We start from the raw sequence: 23,279 nt of genomic DNA, 5'->3' as shown, positions 1-23,279 counted from the left end.
CATAATTATGAATATGTTAAAAAAAATCTTATTTTTTTACATTAAAATAGGGTGTAAGGAGATTAATGGGGATGGTTTAGATTGATATAGAACACAAAAGGATTAGATGTTGATCATAATTTCACCAAAATTTAGTTAATGATTCTAAATATTACATCCAGAACAAGAATAGATTTAATATATCGTAGAATTTCTTGAGAAAACCTATTGCCAAAACAACAAGATAAATTTATATTGATCACGTAGTGATTGAACAATGCAATTTTCAATACAATATTTCTAACAAAATACTTAATTTTACATGTTTTTATATCTCATCATATAATACTTATGGATTTATTAAGAAAGGGATCGGTCTTTTATATTGAAGCGGGATGCGATGAAGTTGGCAGAGGGTGCCTATGTGGTCCTGTGGTAGCGGCAGCGGTTATCTTGGATCATAATTTCAACCAGAATTTAGTTAATGATTCCAAAAAGCTGAATTTTAAGACGAGAATGGATCTTGATCAGTACATAAAAGATAATGTGAAAGACTATGCCATTGCCGAACTTCCTGCCGGGTTTATTGATGAACATAATATTCTTAACGCAAGTATTCATGCCATGCACCTGGCTTTGGATAAACTCACGATTCGTCCTGAACTTATTTTAGTTGACGGAAACAGATTTCATCCTTATAATTATATTCCTCATGAATGCATTATCAAAGGAGATTCTAAAGTGCTTTCTATAGCCGCAGCCTCTATTTTAGCAAAAAATTACAGGGATAAATTAATGATTGAACTCCATGATGAACATCCTGAATACGGCTGGAATACCAATTTCGGCTATGCAACCAAAAAACATCAACAGGCTTTAATTGAATTCGGGCCGACGAAATATCACAGAAGATCATTTCGTTTAGATTACAGCATGCAAGATGAATGCTAATTAACTTATCTTAATATAAAAAGAGAAGCAAATTTGCTTCTCTTTTTCGTATTTATTTCTTTTTTCTTTGTTGCTCCTGATATTTCTGTTGTTCCTGGGCTTTCTCCATCATTTCTCTCATTCGCTTCTGGAATTTCCCTTCGGTTTTAGGCTTTTCTTTATTCGCCTGAATCTGCGCATGAATTTTCTTCTCGTCAAGAATTACGTATTTAATAACAAGAATAATCAAGATATTGATCGCATTCGATACAAAATAATACCATGATAAACCGGATGCAGAAGTATTAAGGAAAAATAAGAACGTAATCGGGAAAATATACATTAACACTTTCATGTTTGGCATTCCTTCCTGCTGTGGCTGTTGCATATTGCCTGATGTCATGATGGTATAAATTAAAATCACAATCGTACAAGCAAGAGCGAAAATACTTAAATGATCTCCTAAGAACGGAATTTTAAATGGTAATTTAATCAAATCATCATAAGCTGTTAAATCTTTTGCAAACCAGAATCCCTGTCCTCTCAAATCAATAAAATTCGGGAAGAAACGGAATAATGCATAAAATATAGGAATCTGAACCAAAGCCGGCAGACATCCCGCCATCTGGTTTACACCAGCCTTCCGATAAACTTCCATCGTTGCCTGCTGCTTTTTCATCGGATCTGCATCTTTCAATTTAGCATTTACCTCATCAATTTCAGGACGAATCACCCTCATCATAGCACTCAGTTTATGCTGTTTGTACATGATCGGTGATAAGATCAATTTAACAATGATCGTCATCAGGAAAATTACCCAACCTGCTGTAAGTCCCCAATCGGCAATAATATTGTACATCGGAATAAAGAAACCTCTGTTCATCCAACCTATAAAAGACCAGCCTAATGGAAGAATTTCATCAAAGTTCTTATCATAAGATTTTAATAAAGGTAAATCCAACGGCATAAAATACCATGTAAAATCTTGATTCAGCTCGCTTCCGGTCATCTGAACAAAACCTTCATAATTCAGTTTTTTAAGATATTCGCCTTCTTCAACGGTTTCCTGATTTCCTTTACTTTGTGTAAATCCTGTTTTAGATTCAATCACGGAAGCAAAGAACTGCTGTTTTACACCAATCCAGTTAAGCGTTTCCTTTTCTTCTTCCATGGTAGTTCTTCCGTCATAATCATAATCTTTATAATTATTGAAAGCATAAGAAAATTCTGAATGAGATTGCTCCTGAGCTCTCCCTTTTTCAAGATTTCTTACATTATAATCCCAGATAAAATCAGCTTTGCTATCTGAAGTAATTTTAGCAAGCCCCTGCGTTCTCACTTTAAAATCAAGGGTATATTTCGGAAGCAAAGTATAAATAAACTGAATGACAGCACCATTATAATTAGCCGTCATCGTTACCGCATTTCCGTTAACTGTAGGAGAGAAAACAAGATCCTTTGTATTAATAACTTTTCCAGTTTTGTCTTTAAACTGAAAACCATAGTTGGAATTATTTTTAGTGATCAGGTAAAGCGGAAGATCTGCTTTATCCGTTTTATGATCGTATGCTTTGTACTCCGCAAGCTCTACTTTTGAGACTTGTCCTCCAAGACTATTAAATTCAACTTTCAGCTCTTTGTTGGAAAGATTCGCAGTCTGAATAGCATTGGGAGTTACATTAGGATTGATATTATTTGCCTGAGATGGCTTTACGGCATTTTTTACCTGCTCGGTTTTCTGTTGCTCAGCTTTTACCTGTTCTTCTTTGGATTGTTTGTTCTGGAAATAAAACATAAATCCGAAAAGTACCAAACATAAAACCGCAAAACTAATAATCTGACTTTTATCGAGTCCGTTGTTCTGTTGCATTTTATTTTTATTAAAATTTTTACCTATTTAAATATATTATGTCTGTAATATATTTTGAGTCGACAAAAATACTGTTTTTTTATCAAAACTCTATACTATAATACATTACTATATAATAAACTCAGGCTGAGAATAATCAGTCTGAGTTTATTATATATAACGATTGTAAACGATGAATTACTTTACTTCTTTGCCACAAGCTTTAATGAAAGCTCTGAATAAAGGATGTGGTGTCGCTACCGTACTTTTGTATTCCGGATGATACTGCACTCCTACATAGAAAGGATGATCCGGCATTTCAAGTGCCTCAACAAGACCTGTTTCAGGATTTGTACCTGTTGCAAGAAAACCGTTTTTCTCGAATTCACCAAGATAATCACTGTTGAATTCGTATCTGTGGCGGTGTCTTTCCGTGATATTTTTAGTTCCGTAAATATCATTTAATTTAGAACCGTTTTTCAAAGTACATTTCCAAGCTCCCAAACGCATGGTTCCTCCTTTATCAACAATATTTTTCTGCTCTTCCATTATTGAAATAACAGGATGTTCTGTAGAAGTATCGAACTCCATGGAGTTGGCTTTCGTGTATCCTAAAACATTTCTGGCAAACTCAACCGTCATGATCTGCATTCCAAGACAAATTCCCAGCATAGGAACTTTATTTTCCCTTGCATACTGAGCGGTAAGTACTTTTCCTTCGATCCCTCTGTCACCAAAACCTGGCGCCACAAGAATTCCGTCTACTCCTTTTAAAGTATCTTGAATATTCTCTTCGGTAATATCACCGCTGTACACCCATCTTATTTTCACTTCGGTTTCAAGATCTGCACCTGCATGTTTGAAGGCTTCAGCAATAGAAATATATGAATCCTGAAGAGAAACATATTTTCCAACCAATGCAATTTCCACCGATTTTTTAGGATTCTGGAATTTCTTTAAGAAGGATTTCCATTCTTTAAGATCTGCATCTTTATCACTTTTAAGATCTAATTCTTTAAGAACCACATCATCAAAGTTTTGTTTTTGAAGATACATTGGAACTTCATAGATCGTATCCAGGTCTTTACATTCAATAACGTTGTCTAAAGGAACGTTGCAGAACTGAGCCAGTTTTGCACGCTGATCTTTAGGAATTTTATGTTCTGTACGGCAAACCAAAACATCCGCCATGATTCCGCTTTCCATCAGCTGACGAACGGAATGTTGGGAAGGTTTTGTTTTTAATTCTCCGCTGGAAGCAAGATATGGCAATAACGTAAGGTGAATGACCATCGAATTTTTCTCACCCAATTCCCATTTCAACTGACGAACAGTTTCGATGTAAGGCAGAGATTCAATATCGCCCACAGTTCCTCCGATCTCTGTAATGATGATATCGTAGTTCTGTTTTGATAAAATTTTGATTCTTCTTTTGATTTCGTTCGTAATATGAGGAATTACCTGAACTGTTTTTCCAAGGAAATCTCCTTTTCTTTCTTTTTCGATGACCGTCTGGTAGATTTTCCCGGTTGTAACGTTGTTGTTTTGGGAAGTAGGAGCATCAAGATAACGCTCGTAATGACCTAAATCCAGATCCGTTTCCGCACCATCTTCGGTTACATAGCATTCTCCATGTTCATAAGGATTCAGTGTTCCCGGGTCGATGTTGATATAAGGATCAAGCTTTTGAATGGTTACGTTGAAGCCGCGTGATTTTAGAAGAAGGCCCAGAGAAGCAGAAACGATTCCCTTTCCCAAAGATGAAGTTACACCTCCTGTCACAAAGATGTACTTTGTATTCTTTTTACTCATTAGATTAGGTTTGTGCAAAGTTATGGGAAAAAGAAATACAAAGCAATTTTGTATTAAAATTTGATTGTGTATTTTAGGAAAGATAAAATTTTAAAAATGAAAATTCTCAATAAACTAGTTTATTTGAAAAATGTAGAACTATTATCTGAAAATGGTTTATTACTAAAATTCGACAATTTACCAATCTGGAGAAGTAATCAGTTTAATATTTATTTTACAGATCGTCATCATGATTATTACGAATGTATTTTTATTTACTTTAAAAAGAATATTCTAAACTACCATATGATATTTAAAAGTCTTATTGGCGAACAATTATATATCGAAATTTCAAATCATTTATTAAATGTTTGGTATGCCGAATATTTCGACCATGTTGAAGATAGAAATACGGTAGACAATCTTGAAGAAATTGAAGTTTTTAATTTTAAGTTTGAGAAAATAGAGAAAACCGCTCAGGACTGGAAAAACGAATACACCAGTTTAGAAAAAACCTATCTTGATTTGCTTGCAGGAAAATAAGCAAAAAGGCTCCCAGAAACTGAAAACCTTTTTTAAACCAAATTTATATATGAAAATTATTGCTTAACCATCTCAAAGTATAGGTTCACATCAACATCTTTTGCTACACCAGCTCCTGTAGGATCATATTTGATATTGTAATCCAAACGGTTTACTTTGAATGCAGCCTGGAAGCCCATTACCTCTTTACCCTGCTGGTTTTTGGTAACTCCTCCGAAAGTCACAGGAACGCTGATCTCCTTCGTTACATCTTTTATTGTCAGTTTTCCCTTAAATACATAAGTGTTGTTTTTTTCTTTTACAACAGAACCTGTCATAAAAGTCATCGAAGGAAACTTTTCAACGTCGAAGAAATCTGCACTTTTCAGATGTTTGTCTCTCATCTCAACACCCGTGTTGATGGAGTTTACATCTACATTAAAGCTCAGTTCCGCATTATCCAGATTATTGCCTTTAGTAGCAGCCTTCCCTTCAAATTTATCAAATCTTCCCTGCACAAAGCTAATCCCCATGTGCTTGATATTGAAATTAACGGAAGAATGCATAGGATCAACCTGCCAAACGGTCTGTGCAAAGCCTACAACGCTTAAAAGCGCAAATACAAAAGTTAAAAATACCTTTTTCATTGTATATATTTTTTAAATTAAATTCTGATACAAAAGTAAGCCTGTTCTGATAAAATGGCGTTGATCTATGTTAGTTTTTAGATTTTTTTAAATTAATTTTTGAATAAAGCAGATGAAGGAGGTACATAATAGATAAAATGATCAATCCAATTCCATACATTAAAATCTTTAGGAGATTTTCATTATTTGAATTTGAAAAATACGCAAACGGATTATCTCCAGAGATTATTAAAAATAATAAATAAATAATTTCAAACAAGATTGCAATCCGCAGAATTGAATCATAATGTTTCCTAAAAATAATCACCGTTACCAAACCAATTGCTGTAATAATAGAACAAAAAATAAGAATAAAAAGCGAATACATCCCATACTCTCCTCCTGGAAGACGAAGGTGCGTTACAGCCCAATCGGTAAATTGTGCATGCAAAAGTGACATCACCACAAAAACCATCAAACTCAAAAAAATATTTTTCATGCCGGAAAATTAACTAAAAATCGAAAGAAAAATTCAAAAAAAATTTTGAACTTCGCAGTATGGCAAAATTAAAAACAGCATATTTCTGTCAAAACTGTGGCGCACAGTATTCTCAATGGATGGGACAATGCAAAAACTGCGGACAATGGAATACCCTGGTTGAGGAAATTATAGAAAAAACCTCATCTCATAAAACACCTCCGTTCTCAAAATCGAAACAGCATGTTATCAATATTGTAGAAGTTGAAACCAATGAAGAACCGAGAATAAAAACACCTTCCGAAGAACTCAATCGTGTTCTGGGTGGAGGAATCGTTTTAGGATCTGTAACTTTGATCGGTGGCGAACCCGGAATCGGAAAATCTACTTTACTGCTTCAGTTGGCTTTAAAGATGAAAAAAAAGATCTTTTACGTTTCAGGTGAGGAAAGTGCCTCTCAGATTAAAATGAGAGCCGACCGATTAACGGATATTCAGAATCCGAACTGTTTTCTTTTCACAGAAACCAATCTCGAAAAAATTCTTCACGAGGCTAAAAAGCTGGAACCCGATTTTGTTATTATTGATTCTATCCAGACACTTCAATCTCAGTTAATTGAAAGTTCACCCGGAACGGTTTCCCAAATCAGGGAATGTTCAAACGAGATTATTAAATACGCTAAAGAAAATAATGTTCCTGTTTTCTTAGTTGGCCATATTACTAAAGACGGACAAATTGCCGGCCCAAAAGTACTGGAACATATGGTTGATGTCGTTTTAAATTTTGATGGTGACAGAAATCACCTGTTCCGACTGTTGAGAGCTAATAAAAACCGTTTCGGTTCTACTTCCGAGATTGGAATTTATGAAATGGTTTCACAGGGTTTGAAAGAAATTAAAAATCCTTCCGAAATTTTAATTACTAAAAAATTTGAAGAACTTTCCGGAAATTCGGTAGCTGTTACATTAGAAGGAAACCGACCGATGCTGCTGGAAATCCAGGCGCTGGTAAGTACCGCAGTTTACGGAACACCGCAAAGAAGCTCCACCGGTTTTGACGCCAAAAGGTTAAATATGCTTCTTGCCGTTTTAGAGAAAAGAGCAGGGTTCCAGTTGGGAGCCAAAGATGTTTTCCTAAACATCACAGGAGGAATTAAAACCGACGATCCGGCCCTGGATTTAGCCGTTGTAGCATCTATTCTATCATCAAATGAAGACATTGCCATTTCAGAGCATTATTGTTTTGCCGGAGAAATCGGATTAAGCGGAGAAATACGACCAATTGCACAAGCAGAACAACGTATTACTGAAGCAGAAAAACTTGGTTATGAGAAGATTTTTATCTCTAATTTAAATAAACTCCCAAAGAAAAAATTCGGAATCAAGATCGAAGAAGTAAGTAAAATTGAAGATTTTCACGAAAGATTATTCTAAAGGCAGTTAGAGCTTAAAGCTCTAACTGCCTTAACAACACAACTATGAAAAAAAATATTTACCCCTTAGAGGCAGAATGCTTCTATCACATTTACAATAGAGGAATTAATAGTCAAAAGCTGTTTTTTAATGATAAGAATTATCATTATTTTCTTAACCTAATGGAGTCTAAAATATCTTCCGTTGTTACTATTTATGCGTACTGCCTTCTGCAAAATCATTTTCATATCCTCGTCCGCACAAAATCGGAAATGGAAATAAGAAAATTCTTTCCGGAAAAAGATAAAACTGAAGTTTCTAAAATAATAAGTCAGCAATTCTCCAATATGTTTAACAGCTATACCCAAGCCATTAACAAACATTATGGAAGAACAGGAAAACTTTTTGAATTACCTTTTAGAAGAAAGTTCATAAGTTCTCACGAGCAATTGATCAACACGATTCGTTATATTCATAACAATCCCGTAAAACATGGAATTATTCTGAATGCCGAAAACTATAGACATTCTTCGTTGTGTAAAATTAAAAATGGAATTGATGATTCACTGCTACCGGTTGAAGCTATTAGAAAACTGTTAGGTTGGTAGCGAAGCGTTGTTAGAGCTTAGAGCTCTAACAACGCTTCGCTAGCCAGAAATTTCTTATCTTCACCTTATGAATTACCTTGCGCATTCTTTCCTTACCTTCAACGACGGCCAGATCGTTGGCCAGTTTCTGCAAGACTTTATCCCGAACAGAGATCGGTTTTCTTTTCCGAAAGACATTCAGGATGGGATTACCTTACACCGTGCCATTGATACTTTTACAGATTCTCATCCTGCCATTCATGAGGCGAAAAAAGTGTTTGCACCATTGGTAAGATTGTATGCCGGAGCATTTGTTGATGTAGCGATGGATTTTTTCGTGGCTAATGATATGAATTTATTTTCAAAGCAGGGATGGAAAGATCATTCTTCAAAAGTCTATCGTATCCTGAATCAGAATTATGAATTTCTTCCTGAGAATTTCAGAAGAATGCTTGTAAAAATGGAAGAAGGAGATTGGCTTTATAATTACCGTCATGAAGAGAACATTGGTTACAGCATGAGAAATGTTCTCAATAAAGCAAAATATTTACATCCTGATATTCCCGTTCACGACGCTTTTTTAAAAAATAAAGACTTTCTTCAGCAATGCTATGATGAATTCTTTCCAGATGTATTGGAACATGCAAAAGGAATCAATGCTCTTCTGCAATTGGAAAACTGATTTAGAACTGTTGAAATAAATAACGGTTGGGATAAGTCAGTTTCTCACTCTTCCTTTCTCCGTTTACGATGATATGAACGATATTCAGCTGGTCGTCAAATAAGTTGTAAAGAAAGCTTACCGCGGCCTCCACTTTTTTAGGATTGTCGATTTTTTCAGACTCGAGATAAATATTTACCGACTCGTGATCTTCTTCGTAGCCAACGAAATTTACGTTTAAAAATTTGTTGTTTGTTTTAAGTTTAAAATATTCTGCGGAATAATTTTTAAGTGATTCATTAAGCTGACTTTTAAATTTAGCATCATTGAAATGCAGCGATTTTCCGTATTTAGCATTTAATCCGTTTTCAAGATCATCTAAAAAAAAGCGACCTGTAATTTCAAAAGTCTTAGATTTCTGATTATAATTAATTTCTACAGAACCAACATGATAAGGGTGTTTCGTCTTGGTAAAAGATAAAATAACAAGTAAAACAGAAAAAAAGAAAAACAGTTTTTTCATTTCAATAAGTCGAGTATTTTTTGCGGATCCTGCCGCATATCAAAGAAAAGAAGGATTTTGATTTTATCATCATTTTCTTTTCTGAAAAACATTCTGATATGCTTTTTGCCAATCAATACGCTTTTTGTTTTCAGGAATGAGCTTCGGAATTGAAGATATTTTCCATTTTCCAAATCATTTGTAATTTTTTTAACATCGTTAAGAAAAATTGTAATCTCTCGGTTAGTCCATGTTTTTCTAAGAAATTCTATATTTTCAGCTAAAGTTTTTCTTGCTATTTCTGAGAATTCAACCTGCATATTTCTTCATCAATAAATTTAAAGAAATCCTTTTTTGAGATCAAATCTTCATCTTTCAAAGATCTACTGTATTCTTCAATTTTTTCAAAAACATGTGTTGGTAAGCCTTCAGTTGTTTCATAATCAGTCTTAACAATCCTAACTCCTTCTAATTTTTCTAAGAGTTCTTTAACGAAGGAATATTGCTCTCTGTCTATTTCTATGGTAACATTCATCACTTTAATTTTACACAAAGTTAAAATAAATTTTGTATCATCGCATTTCAATAATATTTTAAAAAATGCAGGATTTTTTATTCTACCTCAAGCTCGGCTGGGAGCATATCATTTCATTAGATGCACTGGATCATCAGCTTTTCGTATTAGCCCTGATTGCTGTTTACTCGTTTACTGATTTAAAGAAAATCTTAATTCTTGTCACCGCTTTTACCATTGGGCATTCAATTACGCTGGCGTTAAGCACATTTGATATCGTCAGAGTTAATTCTGCCTGGGTAGAGTTTCTCATTCCTTTAACGATTGTTCTGACTTCATTAGACAATATTCTCATGAAGAATAAAAAGCAGACACTGATGAAGGCCAATTATTATTTAGCTCTCATTTTCGGACTTATCCACGGAATGGGTTTTGCCAATACTGCAAGGATAATGATTGCCAAAAGCCAAAGCATTGCTTTACCTCTTTTAGGTTTTAATATCGGACTGGAACTGGGACAAATTGCCATTGTTTTCGTAATTTTAATCATTCTGTTTATTTTACTTAAAGTTTTTAAGGTGAATCAGAAAGACTGGGTTCTTTTTGTTTCTTCAGGTGTTTTTGCCTTATCATTAAAAATGACTTTAGAAAGAATTCCATTTTAGGAAAGAAACATTTCTAAATTTTCAACTACTTATTATTATATTTGAAAATCATTAAACAAATTTCGGTTATGAAACTAAAAGTTGCCATACTTTCTCTTTCTGTATTTACATATGCAGGTTTCTCCGCACAAAATATTCAGAATAATCCCGGAAGTAACCACGGAAATAAATTCGAACAGCTGGGGACGATCCTTCCCACTCCCAATATTTACAGAACAGCTTCAGGAGCTCCTGGCCACGGCTACTGGCAGAACAGGGCCGATTATAATATCACCGCATATCTTGACGAAGATAAAAGAAACCTGAAAGGTTCTGAAACAATAACCTACTACAACAATTCTCCGGATGATCTTGATTACATCTGGCTGCAACTGGATGAAAACCAACAGTCAAACGTAAAAAAAGCTGACTTTCCTTATTCTTCTACCCTTCCGAAGGCTTCAAACGATCAGCAGCTGCGTCCTACTGATTTGCCCGCAACTGATAACGGATATGGCGTAAATCTTGAAAAAGTGACGGATGCTTCCGGAAATCCCCTAAAATACACGGTAAATAAAACGATGATGCGTATTGATTTACCCAAAATATTGAAGAAAGGCGAAAAGCTGGTTTTTAAAGTAGACTGGAATTATAACATTCCTAACAGAATCAAAATGGGCGGCCGCGGGGGTTACGAAAACTTTGCAGAAGACGGAAACGATCTTTACACCATGACCCAGTGGTATCCGAGAATGTGCGTATACAGTGATTTCCACGGATGGCAGAACCATCAGTTTACCGGAAGAGGAGAATTTGCACTGGTTTTCGGAAATTTTAAAGTTTCAATGAATGTTCCTGCAGATCATATTGTAGGAGGAACAGGAGAATGTAAAAACTATGATCAGGTTTTAACGTCCGAACAATTAGCAAGATATAACAAATCCAAAACAGCAACAGAACCTGTAGAAATTGTTACATTGGATGAAGCGAAAAAAGCAGAAAAAAATCACTCTAAACAAAGAAAGACCTGGAATTTTGAAGCAAATGATGTAAGGGATTTTGCATGGACATCTTCCAGAAAATTCGTTTGGGACGGAATGGGTGTTCTTATTCCTGAAAACAACAATAAAGTAATGGCGATGAGCTTTTATCCAAAAGAAGCTTATGGTTTATACCGAAAATATTCGACTAAAGCTGTTGCACATACGATAAAAACCTATTCAGAATTTACGATTCCTTATCCGTACCCGGTGGCACAGTCTGTAGAGGCGGCCAACGGAATGGAATATCCGATGATCTGCTTCAACTACGGAAGAACAGAAAAAGATGGAACATATTCAGAAGGCATCAAAAACGGAATGCTGGGCGTAGTAATTCATGAAGTAGGACACAACTTTTTCCCGATGATCATCAACTCCGATGAAAGACAATGGACATGGATGGATGAGGGCCTAAATACTTTTGTGGAATACCTTACAGAAGAAAGATGGGACAATAAATTCCCGTCAAAAAGAGGTCCGGCATGGACGATTGTTGATTATATGAAACTTCCGAAAGATCAGCTGGAACCGATCATGACCAACTCTGAAAATATCGTTCAGTTTGGCCCGAATGCCTATTCAAAACCGGCAACAGGCCTGAATATTCTTCGTGAAACCATCATGGGAAGAGAACTTTTCGATAAAGCTTTTAAAACATATGCTAAAAGATGGGCTTTCAAACATCCCGAACCTGCAGATTTCTTCAGAACAATGGAAGATGCGAGCGGTGAAGATCTTGACTGGTTCTGGAGAGGATGGTTTTACGGAACAGATCCTGTCGATATCGCCATTGATAAAGTAACGATTGCAACGCCTGATCTCAATACGCCACCAAGAGAAGCAAAAGAAATCAAATATAAAGTTGATAAACCGGCTCTGAATGAATTTGAAGACATTTCAAAAATCAGAAACAGAGAAGATAAAAATATCACGTTCTACGTAGATAAGGATAAAGACGCCCAGGATTTTTACTACAGGTACGACAGAGGACAGGAGAAAGTTGATAATAATAAAGAATACACCTCTAAATTTGAAGGAACTGAGCCTTTAACGCAAAAAGAAAAAGATAAATTTAAAAATCTTACGGCATATCAGATTGATTTCGTGAATAAAGGTGGCCTGGTGATGCCGATTATTCTTGAATTCACTTTTGAGGACGGCACAAAACTGACAGACAAGTCTTCTGCACAGATCTGGAGAATGAACGAGCAGAAAGTTTCCAAAACCTATTATTTTGACAAGAAGCTTAAATCAATCCAGCTGGATCCGATGAGAGAAACGGCAGATATCGACACTTCAAACAATTTCTGGAGTAATGATGGCGGAACTTCCCAGGTATCAAAATTTGAATTATTCAAACAGAAAGAAGGCGGAAATACACGAGGCGCTTCCAACGGTAAAGTAAATCCTATGCAGGCTGCCGGAAAAAAGTAACAAAAAAGTAATGTAACTTTAAGATAAAAGGCACTACTTATTATTAAAAAAATCATGAGAACATTTCTGATCCTTTTAATAATGAGCAGTGCCAATTTTTTTGCTCAAAAAACACTAAATCCAGGCAACGTAAAGCTCGAATCTAAATTCATAAAAGATGAAACTTCCAATGCGGTATGGTACGCCGAGAAAGGAGATCAAAAAATAGAAATCGGAAAAATCACCACTGAAGTTAAAAAGATAGACAAAGCAAAACTTCTGATTAAAACAACGGTACAAATGAATCAGGCGCCGGGAAAACCCTGGGTAGATTCTACATTGGTTAAGATTTCTGATTTTCAGCCTGTTTATCATTCCTCTTACAACCTGATGAGGGATATGGTCTTAAATTTTGAAAAAAATAAAGCCACCGGCTATTATCTTGATAAGAAAACCCAGAAAAAGGATCAGATTGATGAAAAAATTTCTGCGGCATATTTCGACAGCAATTCGTATCCCGGATTAATAAGATTTTTACCTTTAAAAGAGCACTACTCTATCGAAATCCCGATCTTCGATTATAATCCCTCAGCAAAAAAAGGAGTCATAAAAGCTTATATTGAAGAGGTAAATAGCGGCGAGTTTAATGACAAAAAAGTCTGGATCGTAAAAACTACGGATGACATTCAGGATAGAAAAACAGTCAGCACCTATTTTATTGATAAGTCAACCAGAGAAGTTTTAAAACAGGAAATTGATGCAGATGGAAGAAAAATGGTCATGGAATCCGTAAAATAAAACCATATAATTTTAAAAATTATTCAGTTTCCGGAAACTTTTTTTTTTAGATTTGCCACAGATTAAAAAAACTTTTAAAATTCCATGAAAAAACTCATTACATTTTTAGTGTTCATATTTACAATACAGAATATGATTGCGCAGTCTTTACAATTTTATACAGGAAAAAGAGATTTTATACCTATTGAAATTTTAATGGAAGACGGCAACACCAAAAAAGGATTTGCGCAGGATTTTATGCTTCCCGATGTTGCCACTTTCAGTATTATGGGAAGAGGACCGAAATATGCCAACCTGGACAGAAAAGATGTAAAATTCAAAACCTTAAAAAGTGATACAGAAATACAATCGATTCCCGTTTCTGATATCAAAAGCCTTATTTATACCAACGAAGAAACCCAGGAGCAGTTTCAGCTCGATAAACGTCTCGTAAAAGACATCAACAACGATCTGGAAATGGAATCAGAAGGAAAAGTTTTAATGCTTCCCTTAATGGAAAAAGGCCCCATTAATCTGTATGGCTACAGAAGTATGATGTGTAAGGCAGACTTCGGTGATAATTTCGCTGTGGGATCTAATGGTGGTGAAGACAACTGCCAGCTTACCTATGTTATGATTTACCTCAGCAAACCTGATGAAACGTATGCCGTGGCACCGGTAGATTACAGCTCATTAAGCCCGCTGGCATTATTAAACATGAAAACGCTTTACAAAAAGTTTTACAAAGCCTATGAAATTGTAGGCGCCGATTGCCCCGAATTTCTGAAAAAAGTAGATGAAGCCAGGCAGAATGATTACTTTTCCAATAAAACGTTCAGGGAAAATAAAAAAGCAACAGATGCCGAACGAAAAGCTTTATTGAAAGGAAAAAAAGGAGCCGAAGCATCAAGAATCAATATGAAATACAGAACTGAATTATTCACGAATATATATAAAAAACTGATCGACGATTACAAAGAATCATGTAAGTAATCATCATACACAAGTCACCTCAAAAACGGGGTGACTTTTTTTCTGCCAAATTTTCCGCTCCCTAAAAATAAGTCTGCCAAAATTTTCTTTTGCTTCCGTTGGCATACAATTAGAGAATTAGAAGACAGAAATAATTAAAAAATTAAATATATTATGTCAGTAAACTTTAAACCATTAGCAGACAGAGTTTTGATCGAACCGATCGCTGCAGAAACTAAAACAGCTTCAGGTATTATTATTCCGGACACCGCTAAAGAAAAGCCGCAGGAAGGTACTGTAATGGCAGTTGGTCCTGGTAAAAAAGATGAGCCTACAACTGTTCAGGTAGGTGACAAAGTTCTTTACGGAAAATATTCAGGTTCTGAATTGAAATTGGAAGGAAAAGATTATTTAATTGTAAAAGAAGGAGATCTTTTAGGAATCATAGGCTGATGGCTTTTGGCTAATGGCTTTCCAGCATTGAAAATAGTATATGAGAGATTTTAAAAAGTTTGAAGTTTGGCAATTAAGCCATCAATTAACTTTAAAAATTTATACTTCAACCAAAAACTTTCCTAAAGAAGAAATTTTTGGATTGACCTCTCAGATCAGAAGATCATTTGCTTCAATTGGATATAACATTTCAGAAGGAAGTGGAAGAAATTCCGATAAAGAATTTGCTAATTTCATCAATATTGCATTAGGATCGTCCAACGAAGCCGAAAACCAATTAATTCTTGCTAAAGATTTGGATTACATTGAAGAAAATGATTATCAAAATCTTTTATCCGAATTAATAACCTTAAAAAAGAAGCTTGTAACCCTTTGGAACAGGCTAAACGGAAATTAAAAATCAAGTTATAAAATTAAACCCGCGAATTGCTAAAGCAAAAAGCTATTCGCTAAAAGCAAAAAAATATGGCAAAAGAAATAAAATTCGATATTGAATCAAGAGACGCTTTAAAAAGAGGTGTTGATGCATTGGCTAATGCAGTAAAAGTAACGTTAGGTCCAAAAGGAAGAAACGTAGTAATCGAAAAATCTTTCGGCGCACCTCACGTAACGAAGGATGGGGTTTCTGTAGCAAAAGAAATCGAACTTGAAGATAAAGTAGAAAACATGGGTGCTCAGATGGTGAAGGAAGTAGCTTCCAAAACCAATGACATCGCAGGTGACGGTACAACTACCGCTACTGTTTTGGCACAGGCTATCGTAAGAGAAGGTCTTAAAAACGTAGCTGCAGGAGCTAACCCGATGGATCTTAAAAGAGGGATTGACAAAGCGGTAACGGCTGTTGTTGAAAACTTAAAATCTCAGTCTAAAACTGTTGGTGATTCTACAGAAATGGTGAAGCAGGTTGCTTCCGTATCTGCTAACAACGACGAAACGATCGGTGCTTTGATCGCTGAAGCTTTCGGAAAAGTTGGTAAAGAAGGAGTAATCACGGTAGAAGAAGCGAAAGGTATTGATACAACCGTAGACGTTGTTGAAGGGATGCAGTTCGACAGAGGATACCAGTCACCGTATTTCGTGACAAATCCTGAGAAAATGCTTGCTGAATTGGAGAATCCATATATCCTTTTGGTTGAGAAAAAAATCTCTTCGATGAAAGAATTGCTTCCTGTTCTTGAGCCGATCGCTCAGGGAGGTAAATCTCTATTAATCATCTCTGAAGAAGTAGAAGGTGAAGCTTTAGCTACTTTGGTAGTAAACAAATTAAGAGGTTCTCTTAAAATTGCTGCCGTTAAAGCGCCTGGATTTGGGGACAGAAGAAAAGCAATGTTGGAAGATATCGCGATCCTTACAGGTGGTCAGGTTATTTCTGAAGAGCAAGGTTTCACCATGGAAAACATCTCTTTAGATATGTTGGGAACTGCTGAAAAAGTTTCTATCGATAAAGACAACACAACAATCGTAAACGGTGGTGGTGAAGACAGCAAGATCAAAGGTAGAGTAAACCAGATCAAAGCACAAATGGAAACCACAACTTCTGATTACGACAGAGAAAAACTTCAGGAAAGATTAGCTAAGTTAGCAGGTGGTGTTGCCGTTCTTTACGTTGGTGCTGCTTCTGAAGTGGAAATGAAAGAGAAAAAAGACAGAGTAGATGATGCCCTTCACGCAACAAGAGCTGCTGTTGAAGAAGGTATCGTAGCTGGTGGTGGTGTTGCTTTGGTAAGAGCGATTGCTGCTTTGGAAAACCTTACAGGTATCAATTCTGACGAATCTACAGGTATCAAAATCGTAAAAAGAGCGATCGAAGAACCATTGAGACAAATCGTTGCCAACGCAGGTGGTGAAGGTTCTGTAATCGTTGCGAAAGTAGCAGAAGGACAAGGTGACTTCGGGTACAACGCAAAAACAGACGAGTATGTAAACATGCTTGAAGCAGGAATCATCGACCCTACGAAAGTAACAAGAGTTGCCCTTGAAAACGCAGCTTCCGTATCCGGAATGTTATTAACCACTGAATGTGTGATCACTGAAGTGAAAAAAGACGAGCCAGCCATGCCAATGGGCGGAGGAATGCCAGGAATGATGTAACACGGTCAGCGACCGAGGCAATTATATATAAACCGTTCTGATTTTCAGAGCGGTTTTTATTTGTTTGGTAAAACAAATAAAATTAAATAACAATTAGATAATTTAAAAATTTTGACATCTGTTGTAGAACTAAATTTGAGACAATGCAAAAGTTTAATATAAACACAAAACCTTTCAAAACCGAACATAAAACAAAAACCAATAGAAGTCATAAATTAGTATTAAATTTCTATCTTTGAAAGTAAATATAATTGTAACTTTTAAAATGTTTGATGAAGATAGAAATAGCGAAAATTTGTTAGTAAAAGAACCTCAATTAGAGATTTTATACTATTCTAAACAAATTGAAGAAAAGAAAAAAGACACTTTAAATGTGCTTTCCCTTTTTTCAGGTTGTGGAGGAATGGATTTAGGTTTTGAGGGAGGTTTTTCTGTATTAAAATCCTCAGTAAATGAAACATTAAATCCTGATTTCATTGAAAAGAACCTGGAAAATGGCTTTGTTCAATTAAGAAAAACAAAATTCAAAACTGTTTTTGCTAATGACATTTTATCCGATGCAAGAAATGCGTGGGTAAACTTTTTTATAAATCGCGGACACAATCCGGAAGACTTTTATCAAGACAGTATTGTAGATTTAGTAAAAATGTTTAGAAGTGGAACAAATGTTTTTCCTAACAATGTGGATGTTGTAACGGGTGGTTTTCCTTGTCAAGATTTTAGTCTTTCGGGAAAAAGAAATGGCTTCAACTCTCACAAAAATCATAAAGGGGAAATAATTAACGACAAAACAGCTTCCGTTGAAACTCGCGGGCAACTTTATATGTGGATGAAAGAAGTTATTGAGATAACTCAACCTAAAATTTTTATTGCGGAAAATGTAAAAGGATTAATAAATCTCGGCGATGTAAAATCAATTATTCAAAGTGATTTTTCTTCCGCAAACGGAAACGGATATATTGTGCTTGACCCACAAGTTTTGCATTCTGCAGATTATGGGGTGCCCCAATCTAGAGAAAGAGTAATTTTTATCGGAATAAAAAAATCGGCATTAACACAAGCTGCTTTAAATGAATTGCAAAAAGATGTAATTTCTGACAAGTTTAATCCTTATCCGAAACCAACTCATGCGTATAGTAATGCAGGAGAGAAATTAAAACCTTTTGTACAATTAAACGAGATTTTTAAAAATTTAGAAGAACCCGAAAATTCAAACGACCTCTCACAAAAAGCATACTCAAAAGCAAAGTTTATGGGTAAACATTGCCAAGGTCAAACAGAAATAAAACTTTCAAATATTTCCCCAACAATTCGTGCAGAACACCACGGAAATATTGAATTTAGAAGACTTTCAAAAGAAAATGGTGGTTTACATGATGAAGAACTAAGAAAAGGATTAAAAGAAAGGAGATTAACAGTGAGAGAATGTGCATTAATACAAACTTTTCCGCCTGATTATGAATTTGTTATTGAAAACAAAAACGGCAGAAAAGGCTCATTTTTAGTTAGTCCTTCTCAAGCATATAAAATAATTGGAAATGCAGTTCCTCCACTTTTAGCATATAATTTGGCTACAAGAATAGAGAAAGTCTGGAATTTATATTTTAATAAACAAAATGATAATATCCAATAATTCAGAACCAAACAGAAACGAATTTGATTTGTTATTAGGCTCGACAATAACAGAATTAAATGCTCATGCCAAAAAGTCGTCAAATAAAGTATCCACTCTTTTAGGAAGAAATTTAGAGCCATTTGTAAAGGATGTAATGACAGAAATTGCTGCTGGAACGCCTTTTGAAAATTCTATTGAATTAATTGGTGGACAGAAGTTCCCTGACATTGTAGCAAAAAAATATTATGGGGTTGAGGTGAAAACAACAACTCAAAACCATTGGAAGTCAACAGGAAACAGTGTTTTAGAAAGCACTAGAGTTAACGATGTAGAAAGAATCTTTATGCTTTTTGCAAAATTGGCACCGCCAATAGAATTTCGTTGTCGTCCATATGAAGAAGTTCTGTCGGAAGTTGTTGTAACTCATTCTCCAAGATATTTAATTGACATGAATTTGGAGCAAGGCAAAACAATCTTTGACAAAATTGAAATGCCTTATGACACGTTACGAAAAAAAGAAAATCCAATCAAGGCAATTGTAAATTATTATAAAAGTAAATTAAAAGCAGGTGAAGAACTTTGGTGGATGGACAGTGAAAATGGTAGTCCTGCAAATAACATTGTAATCAGAATTTGGAATAACCTATCGCAAAGAGAAAAACAAGAATTAAAAAACCTTGCAATGATTTATTTTCCTGAACTTTTTGGAAATCGAAGTGATAAATTTAACCGAGTTGCAATTTGGCTTGCCACAAGACAATCAATCGTCTGTCCTAATATTCGTGATTTATTTACGGCAGGTGGAAAAGTAGATATGCTGATTAATTCAAGAACTTACAAAAGAGCTCCAAGAATATTCCTAAATCTTTTGCAAAATTCCCCTCAAATTGTAGAAAATCTTGTGAAAATTTCTGCTGTTGAGTTGTCTGAGTATTGGGAAATGAAAACAACTGAAAAAAGTAAAATTTCGGATTGGATAAATTTGGTTTCAGAAAGCGCAAAATCAATAAAAAATGCACAACATATAAACATAAAAGAAATTTTGACTGAGCAAATATATAGGTAAAATATATCGTATAAAATAATATTGGTAAATCTTGGTTAAAACAAAATATGATTATCAATTACATCTATATGCACCTGTCCTTCCCCACGCTGGTGCGAGCATCTCGCTCGTGCCAACTTAAATTTTGAAGCAAAATCACTTCAAATCCACCAACTCCCCCATAGAAATTTCCAAAGCATTTGCTAGTTCTAATAAAGTATAAAGCGTAGGATTTACTTTTCCATTTTCAAGCTTTTCAATTGCTTGTCGGTCTTTATTGCACGCGCGTGCGAAATCAGACTGGCTCCAGCCCTTCTGTTCACGAAGCATGATAATTCGTTTACCAAATTCTTTTTTTAACTGATCCCTGGTCATGATCCAAATGTCAGCGAATTCGACGACAAATTTGTCATATAGTAAGTTGACAAATCGAAAAATTATTTTATCTTTGCTAAATAAATTAAGCTTAGATAAAAAACACAATCTATCATATTACCTTGGTTTGTACAGGCAGGAAGTTCAGGAGTAATCAGGACTTCCTCCTCTACAGCCGACAAAAACTAAAAAACATAACCATGATGAACGCAAGAAAAATTAAAATCCACACCAGATACCAGAAGAGCAATCACCGGATGATCACCGTCCCGGAAATCCGCCTTCAGGGAAAATGGCTTGATGCGCTGGGTTTCGGAAAAGGAAAAACCGTACACATCCAACAAAAGAAAAACAAGCTAACGATTACTGTCGCAAAATAACATAATCCAAAAACTGCGTTTTGTTTACCGCAGGTTGTGTAAGACTTACGTCGTTTGCAGGAAGTGTAAAACAAGAGTGTTTGTAACCTCCTGCAACTGCATTTGGTTTCCCGCAGGTTGCGTAAGACTTCCGTACTTCTCCGGAGGTTTCCTGCAGATTGCGCGAGACTTCCGTAGTCCTCCAGAAGTTTAAAACAAGTGTGTTTGTAACCTCCATACATTGCATTTGGTCTACAAGAGGTTGCGCAGAAACTTTGGAGTACTAAATTAATTTAATCCCGTTCGAAAAAATATCCGCAATTATATAAAATATTGTATTGAAGCAATGCTTAAATTTGGAAGAGAAAACACTTTCCAGCATAAACATAGAGCATAATAGAAATCATGTTAAAAAAACTTCTCATTTTTGTTACCCTTTCTTTCATATTAATTACTGTAATTACAATGTACAGTACACCTATTATTTTAAAATACATAATGGGTACGGCAAGAATCATTGGAAAAGAAACCAAAACTGAGATTTTTATCAATGGAAAAAAAGAATCTGATGCTAAACTTTTTATTTCGAAGTCAAATTTCAACGATACAAAAAAAAGGGATTATTTAATTTTATACTTAAACGATGTAAAAGATTATAAAGGGATTAATGTATTAATAATTGACAAAGGGCATAAACTTTTAATGTTTTCGAATTCAAGTAAAAAAGATTACGATATAATTTTTAAAAATTTATTTCAAAGTGATTCCGGAGCAAATGTTATGATTCCTGTAAACAATAAACTAAAAGGGTTAGGATTTGAACCTGACTTAAAGATTGAAAAGGATGTCATAAAGTTTAAAATAGTAGAGGAAAATAAAATCTATGATATAATAATAAACATTGTATAACATTGTATTTTGTTTCCCACAAATTACGCAGGACGATCCAATTCCGCAGATCTGTAATCCGTAACTTTTAAAAACCATTACGTTAGTCCGCACAATCAGTCTGATGATTTCTTCAACCGCTCAGAACCGGCATCCAGGTATTCAGTTGAGGCAAACAACCACTCCGTCAGGACGATCAAGAGTTCCGTTAAAGCAATCAACCATTCCGAAGAGCCAATCAATCACTCCGAAGAGGCAATCAACTCCTCCGAAGAGCCAATCAACCGCTTAGAAGAGCCGATCAACCACCCAGAAGAGGCAATCAAGTACAATTTGTTATATAACAGCTCTTTACAGCCCTTTTGAAAATACCGTGAAGATTTACCGTCTCCTCAGGCGTGAACTTCTCACTGGTATCAACAAATAAAAATGTCTACTTAACTGCTACCGCATCAGAACAATTAATTTTCAACATTTAGGCGCTTCAAAATAACCGAGCGCAGATGTTCTTCATGGGTATCACCCCAATTTCCCAACATGGCAATGACGGGAACCAACGTCTTTCCGAAATCAGTTAAGCTGTACTCTACTTTCGGCGGAACTACGGGATAGATCTTCTTGGTAATTAAGTCATGATCTCCCAGTTCCTTCAGCTGAATATTCAGTACCCGTCTCGTGGCATCCGGAATTTTTCGCTGCAGTTCGCTGGGCCGCTGATGTCCCTGATGAATAAACCACAGCAAACGGATTTTCCATTTGCCGTACAGCACTTCGCCAATCAGATCCAAACCGCAATTCAGGTTGGGTAAAATTTTCCTTTCATACATAAAGCAAATGTAAACCTATGTTCCAAATTGTGCAATAGGGGAAAAATTGTTCCCTATCCGAATCGTAACTCCGTACTTGTGAGGCGCGTACATAAGTCTCAACTTTGCCTTAAACAATGTACATACAATGGAACAACAATTTAATTTCAACAATGAACTATTAGGCAAAATCGCCCTGGTAACAGGAGGAACAAAAGGAGCCGGAAAAGCAATTGCAGAAAGACTTTTGCAAGCGGGCGCAACGGTCATCATTACCGCAAGAAACGCACCGGAAAAAGAAAATGGCAGCCTGCATTTTATTGCTGCGGATTTAAGTAAAGCAGAAGGTGCACAAAAAGTAATCAGTGAAGTGCTGTCGACCTATGGAAGACTGGACATCCTTGTCAACAATCTCGGATCTTCAGAAACACCCGCCGGAGGTTTTGCGGCATTAACGGATGAAAACTGGGAATCGACGCTTCAGGCCAATCTGCTTGCTCCCGTTCGCCTGGACAGAGGGTTTTTACCCCAAATGATCGAGCAGAAAAGCGGCGTTATTATTCATATCGCTTCTATCCAGGGTAAACTTCCGCTCTATGATTCTACCCTTCCTTATGCCGCTGCCAAAGCAGGACTGATCAATTACAGTAAAAGTTTATCTAATGAAGTGACACCAAAAGGTGTTCGTGTGCTAGCCGTTTCACCAGGATGGATCAATACAACAGCATCGGTAGCCTGGCTGGGCGAAATCGCAAGAAATGCAAACAGTACTGTAGAAGAAGCTCAGCAGAGTGTCATGGATGCATTGGGCGGAATCCCTTACGGCAGACCGGCCGACCCGGAAGAAGTAGCGGAATTCGTCGGATTTCTTGTTTCGCCGAGAGCCGGTTATTTAACTGGAACAAATTATGTAATCGACGGCGGAACCGTGCCAACCATTTAATCATCTT

27 protein-coding genes are annotated in these 23,279 nt (G+C 35.8%); 17 read left to right on the top strand and 10 right to left on the bottom strand.

Features of this window, described 5'->3' with window-relative positions; translation table 11 throughout:
• Positions 1-330: 330 nt before the first annotated feature.
• A complete protein-coding gene (rnhB, locus tag AC3WV0_RS06715; RefSeq protein ID WP_488845085.1) occupies positions 331-930 on the top strand; it encodes a ribonuclease HII in 600 nt (199 codons plus the stop codon).
• Positions 931-982: 52 nt separating this feature from the next.
• Here rnhB and yidC read toward each other — a convergent pair whose 3' ends face one another.
• Positions 983-2,779 carry a membrane protein insertase YidC gene (gene yidC / locus AC3WV0_RS06710; RefSeq protein WP_488845083.1) on the bottom strand — a complete coding sequence of 599 codons (1,797 nt, stop codon included), beginning with the start codon at positions 2,777-2,779 and terminating at the stop codon, positions 983-985.
• A gap of 177 nt (positions 2,780-2,956) precedes the next feature.
• Entirely contained in the window at positions 2,957-4,570 is a 1,614-nt protein-coding gene (gene pyrG / locus AC3WV0_RS06705) for a CTP synthase (RefSeq protein ID WP_488845081.1), read from the bottom strand.
• 96 nt (positions 4,571-4,666) lie between these two features.
• Between pyrG and AC3WV0_RS06700 the strand changes: the two genes are divergently transcribed.
• Complete coding sequence (locus tag AC3WV0_RS06700; protein WP_488845079.1) at positions 4,667-5,092, top strand: hypothetical protein; 426 nt, start codon at positions 4,667-4,669, stop codon at positions 5,090-5,092.
• Between the two features lie 56 nt (positions 5,093-5,148).
• On the opposite strand, the gene AC3WV0_RS06695 is transcribed toward AC3WV0_RS06700, so the two are convergent.
• On the bottom strand, positions 5,149-5,718 hold the full coding sequence (locus AC3WV0_RS06695) for a YceI family protein (RefSeq protein WP_488845077.1): 570 nt from the start codon (positions 5,716-5,718) through the stop codon (positions 5,149-5,151).
• Positions 5,719-5,788: 70 nt separating this feature from the next.
• Positions 5,789-6,196, bottom strand: a complete 408-nt coding sequence (locus AC3WV0_RS06690; protein ID WP_488845075.1) for a hypothetical protein — start codon at positions 6,194-6,196, stop codon at positions 5,789-5,791.
• 59 nt (positions 6,197-6,255) lie between these two features.
• On the opposite strand from AC3WV0_RS06690, the gene radA reads away from it, so the two are divergent.
• The 3 genes from radA to AC3WV0_RS06675 all read left to right on the top strand — a co-directional run bounded on the left by radA (position 6,256) and on the right by AC3WV0_RS06675 (position 8,856).
• The gene (radA, locus tag AC3WV0_RS06685) at positions 6,256-7,608 is read left to right on the top strand and encodes a DNA repair protein RadA (RefSeq protein WP_488845073.1); all 1,353 of its coding nucleotides are present in this window, start codon (positions 6,256-6,258) and stop codon (positions 7,606-7,608) included.
• A 251-nt stretch (positions 7,609-7,859) separates the two neighbouring features.
• Positions 7,860-8,195: a transposase gene (locus AC3WV0_RS06680; RefSeq protein ID WP_488845071.1), complete on the top strand. Its 336-nt coding sequence runs from the start codon at positions 7,860-7,862 to the stop codon at positions 8,193-8,195.
• Positions 8,196-8,262: 67 nt separating this feature from the next.
• Positions 8,263-8,856, top strand: coding sequence for an acyl carrier protein phosphodiesterase (locus AC3WV0_RS06675; protein ID WP_488845069.1), 594 nt, complete (start codon positions 8,263-8,265; stop codon positions 8,854-8,856).
• A gap of 1 nt (position 8,857) precedes the next feature.
• Here AC3WV0_RS06675 and AC3WV0_RS06670 read toward each other — a convergent pair whose 3' ends face one another.
• The 3 genes from AC3WV0_RS06670 to AC3WV0_RS06660 are packed head-to-tail and all read right to left on the bottom strand — an operon-like array spanning position 8,858 to position 9,872.
• Positions 8,858-9,358 (bottom strand): DUF6702 family protein, encoded by a 501-nt coding sequence (locus tag AC3WV0_RS06670; RefSeq protein WP_488845067.1) that lies wholly within the window; start codon positions 9,356-9,358, stop codon positions 8,858-8,860.
• Positions 9,355-9,657: a hypothetical protein gene (locus AC3WV0_RS06665; protein WP_488845065.1), complete on the bottom strand. Its 303-nt coding sequence runs from the start codon at positions 9,655-9,657 to the stop codon at positions 9,355-9,357. The genes AC3WV0_RS06670 and AC3WV0_RS06665 overlap by 4 nt, the downstream gene beginning before the upstream one ends.
• Positions 9,633-9,872, bottom strand: coding sequence for a hypothetical protein (locus AC3WV0_RS06660; protein ID WP_488845063.1), 240 nt, complete (start codon positions 9,870-9,872; stop codon positions 9,633-9,635). The genes AC3WV0_RS06665 and AC3WV0_RS06660 overlap by 25 nt, the downstream gene beginning before the upstream one ends.
• A 65-nt stretch (positions 9,873-9,937) precedes the next feature.
• Here AC3WV0_RS06660 and AC3WV0_RS06655 point away from each other — a divergent pair, with 65 nt between their 5' ends.
• The 9 genes from AC3WV0_RS06655 (at position 9,938) to AC3WV0_RS06615 (ending at position 19,922) form a co-directional block, all read left to right on the top strand.
• A complete protein-coding gene (locus tag AC3WV0_RS06655) occupies positions 9,938-10,516 on the top strand; it encodes a HupE/UreJ family protein (protein ID WP_488845061.1) in 579 nt (192 codons plus the stop codon).
• 68 nt (positions 10,517-10,584) lie between these two features.
• Positions 10,585-12,969, top strand: a complete 2,385-nt coding sequence (locus AC3WV0_RS06650) for a M1 family metallopeptidase (RefSeq protein WP_488845059.1) — start codon at positions 10,585-10,587, stop codon at positions 12,967-12,969.
• 54 nt (positions 12,970-13,023) lie between these two features.
• Positions 13,024-13,746, top strand: a complete 723-nt coding sequence (locus tag AC3WV0_RS06645; protein WP_488845057.1) for a DUF3108 domain-containing protein — start codon at positions 13,024-13,026, stop codon at positions 13,744-13,746.
• Positions 13,747-13,830: 84 nt separating this feature from the next.
• Complete coding sequence (locus tag AC3WV0_RS06640) at positions 13,831-14,718, top strand: hypothetical protein (protein ID WP_488845055.1); 888 nt, start codon at positions 13,831-13,833, stop codon at positions 14,716-14,718.
• Positions 14,719-14,871: 153 nt separating this feature from the next.
• Entirely contained in the window at positions 14,872-15,150 is a 279-nt protein-coding gene (locus AC3WV0_RS06635) for a co-chaperone GroES (RefSeq protein ID WP_488845053.1), read from the top strand.
• A gap of 40 nt (positions 15,151-15,190) precedes the next feature.
• Entirely contained in the window at positions 15,191-15,547 is a 357-nt protein-coding gene (locus AC3WV0_RS06630) for a four helix bundle protein (RefSeq protein WP_488845051.1), read from the top strand.
• Between the two features lie 68 nt (positions 15,548-15,615).
• A complete protein-coding gene (groL, locus tag AC3WV0_RS06625) occupies positions 15,616-17,241 on the top strand; it encodes a chaperonin GroEL (RefSeq protein ID WP_248394928.1) in 1,626 nt (541 codons plus the stop codon).
• Positions 17,242-17,476: 235 nt separating this feature from the next.
• Positions 17,477-18,874 carry a DNA cytosine methyltransferase gene (locus tag AC3WV0_RS06620; RefSeq protein WP_488845049.1) on the top strand — a complete coding sequence of 466 codons (1,398 nt, stop codon included), beginning with the start codon at positions 17,477-17,479 and terminating at the stop codon, positions 18,872-18,874.
• Complete coding sequence (locus tag AC3WV0_RS06615; protein ID WP_488845047.1) at positions 18,858-19,922, top strand: hypothetical protein; 1,065 nt, start codon at positions 18,858-18,860, stop codon at positions 19,920-19,922. Before AC3WV0_RS06620 ends, AC3WV0_RS06615 begins: the two co-directional genes overlap by 17 nt.
• Before the next feature lie 135 nt (positions 19,923-20,057).
• On the opposite strand, the gene AC3WV0_RS06610 is transcribed toward AC3WV0_RS06615, so the two are convergent.
• Entirely contained in the window at positions 20,058-20,276 is a 219-nt protein-coding gene (locus AC3WV0_RS06610; RefSeq protein ID WP_488845045.1) for a helix-turn-helix domain-containing protein, read from the bottom strand.
• 200 nt (positions 20,277-20,476) lie between these two features.
• Here AC3WV0_RS06610 and AC3WV0_RS06605 point away from each other — a divergent pair, with 200 nt between their 5' ends.
• Positions 20,477-20,656, top strand: a complete 180-nt coding sequence (locus AC3WV0_RS06605) for a SymE family type I addiction module toxin (RefSeq protein WP_042719990.1) — start codon at positions 20,477-20,479, stop codon at positions 20,654-20,656.
• Here AC3WV0_RS06605 and AC3WV0_RS06600 read toward each other — a convergent pair.
• Positions 20,640-20,873: a hypothetical protein gene (locus tag AC3WV0_RS06600; protein WP_488845043.1), complete on the bottom strand. Its 234-nt coding sequence runs from the start codon at positions 20,871-20,873 to the stop codon at positions 20,640-20,642. The genes AC3WV0_RS06605 and AC3WV0_RS06600 overlap by 17 nt on opposite strands.
• Positions 20,874-21,040: 167 nt before the next feature.
• Here AC3WV0_RS06600 and AC3WV0_RS06595 point away from each other — a divergent pair, with 167 nt between their 5' ends.
• The gene (locus AC3WV0_RS06595; protein ID WP_488845041.1) at positions 21,041-21,544 is read left to right on the top strand and encodes a hypothetical protein; all 504 of its coding nucleotides are present in this window, start codon (positions 21,041-21,043) and stop codon (positions 21,542-21,544) included.
• A gap of 440 nt (positions 21,545-21,984) precedes the next feature.
• On the opposite strand, the gene AC3WV0_RS06590 is transcribed toward AC3WV0_RS06595, so the two are convergent.
• Positions 21,985-22,350 (bottom strand): winged helix-turn-helix transcriptional regulator, encoded by a 366-nt coding sequence (locus AC3WV0_RS06590; protein WP_488845039.1) that lies wholly within the window; start codon positions 22,348-22,350, stop codon positions 21,985-21,987.
• Between the two features lie 127 nt (positions 22,351-22,477).
• On the opposite strand from AC3WV0_RS06590, the gene AC3WV0_RS06585 reads away from it, so the two are divergent.
• Positions 22,478-23,272: an SDR family oxidoreductase gene (locus AC3WV0_RS06585; RefSeq protein WP_488845037.1), complete on the top strand. Its 795-nt coding sequence runs from the start codon at positions 22,478-22,480 to the stop codon at positions 23,270-23,272.
• The last annotated feature ends 7 nt before the right edge of the window (positions 23,273-23,279 follow it).

Source organism: Chryseobacterium sp. 27AL (assembly GCF_057815395.1).
Note: the sequence above shows the minus strand (reverse complement) of the source record. Positions and strands in the feature narration are given on the sequence as shown.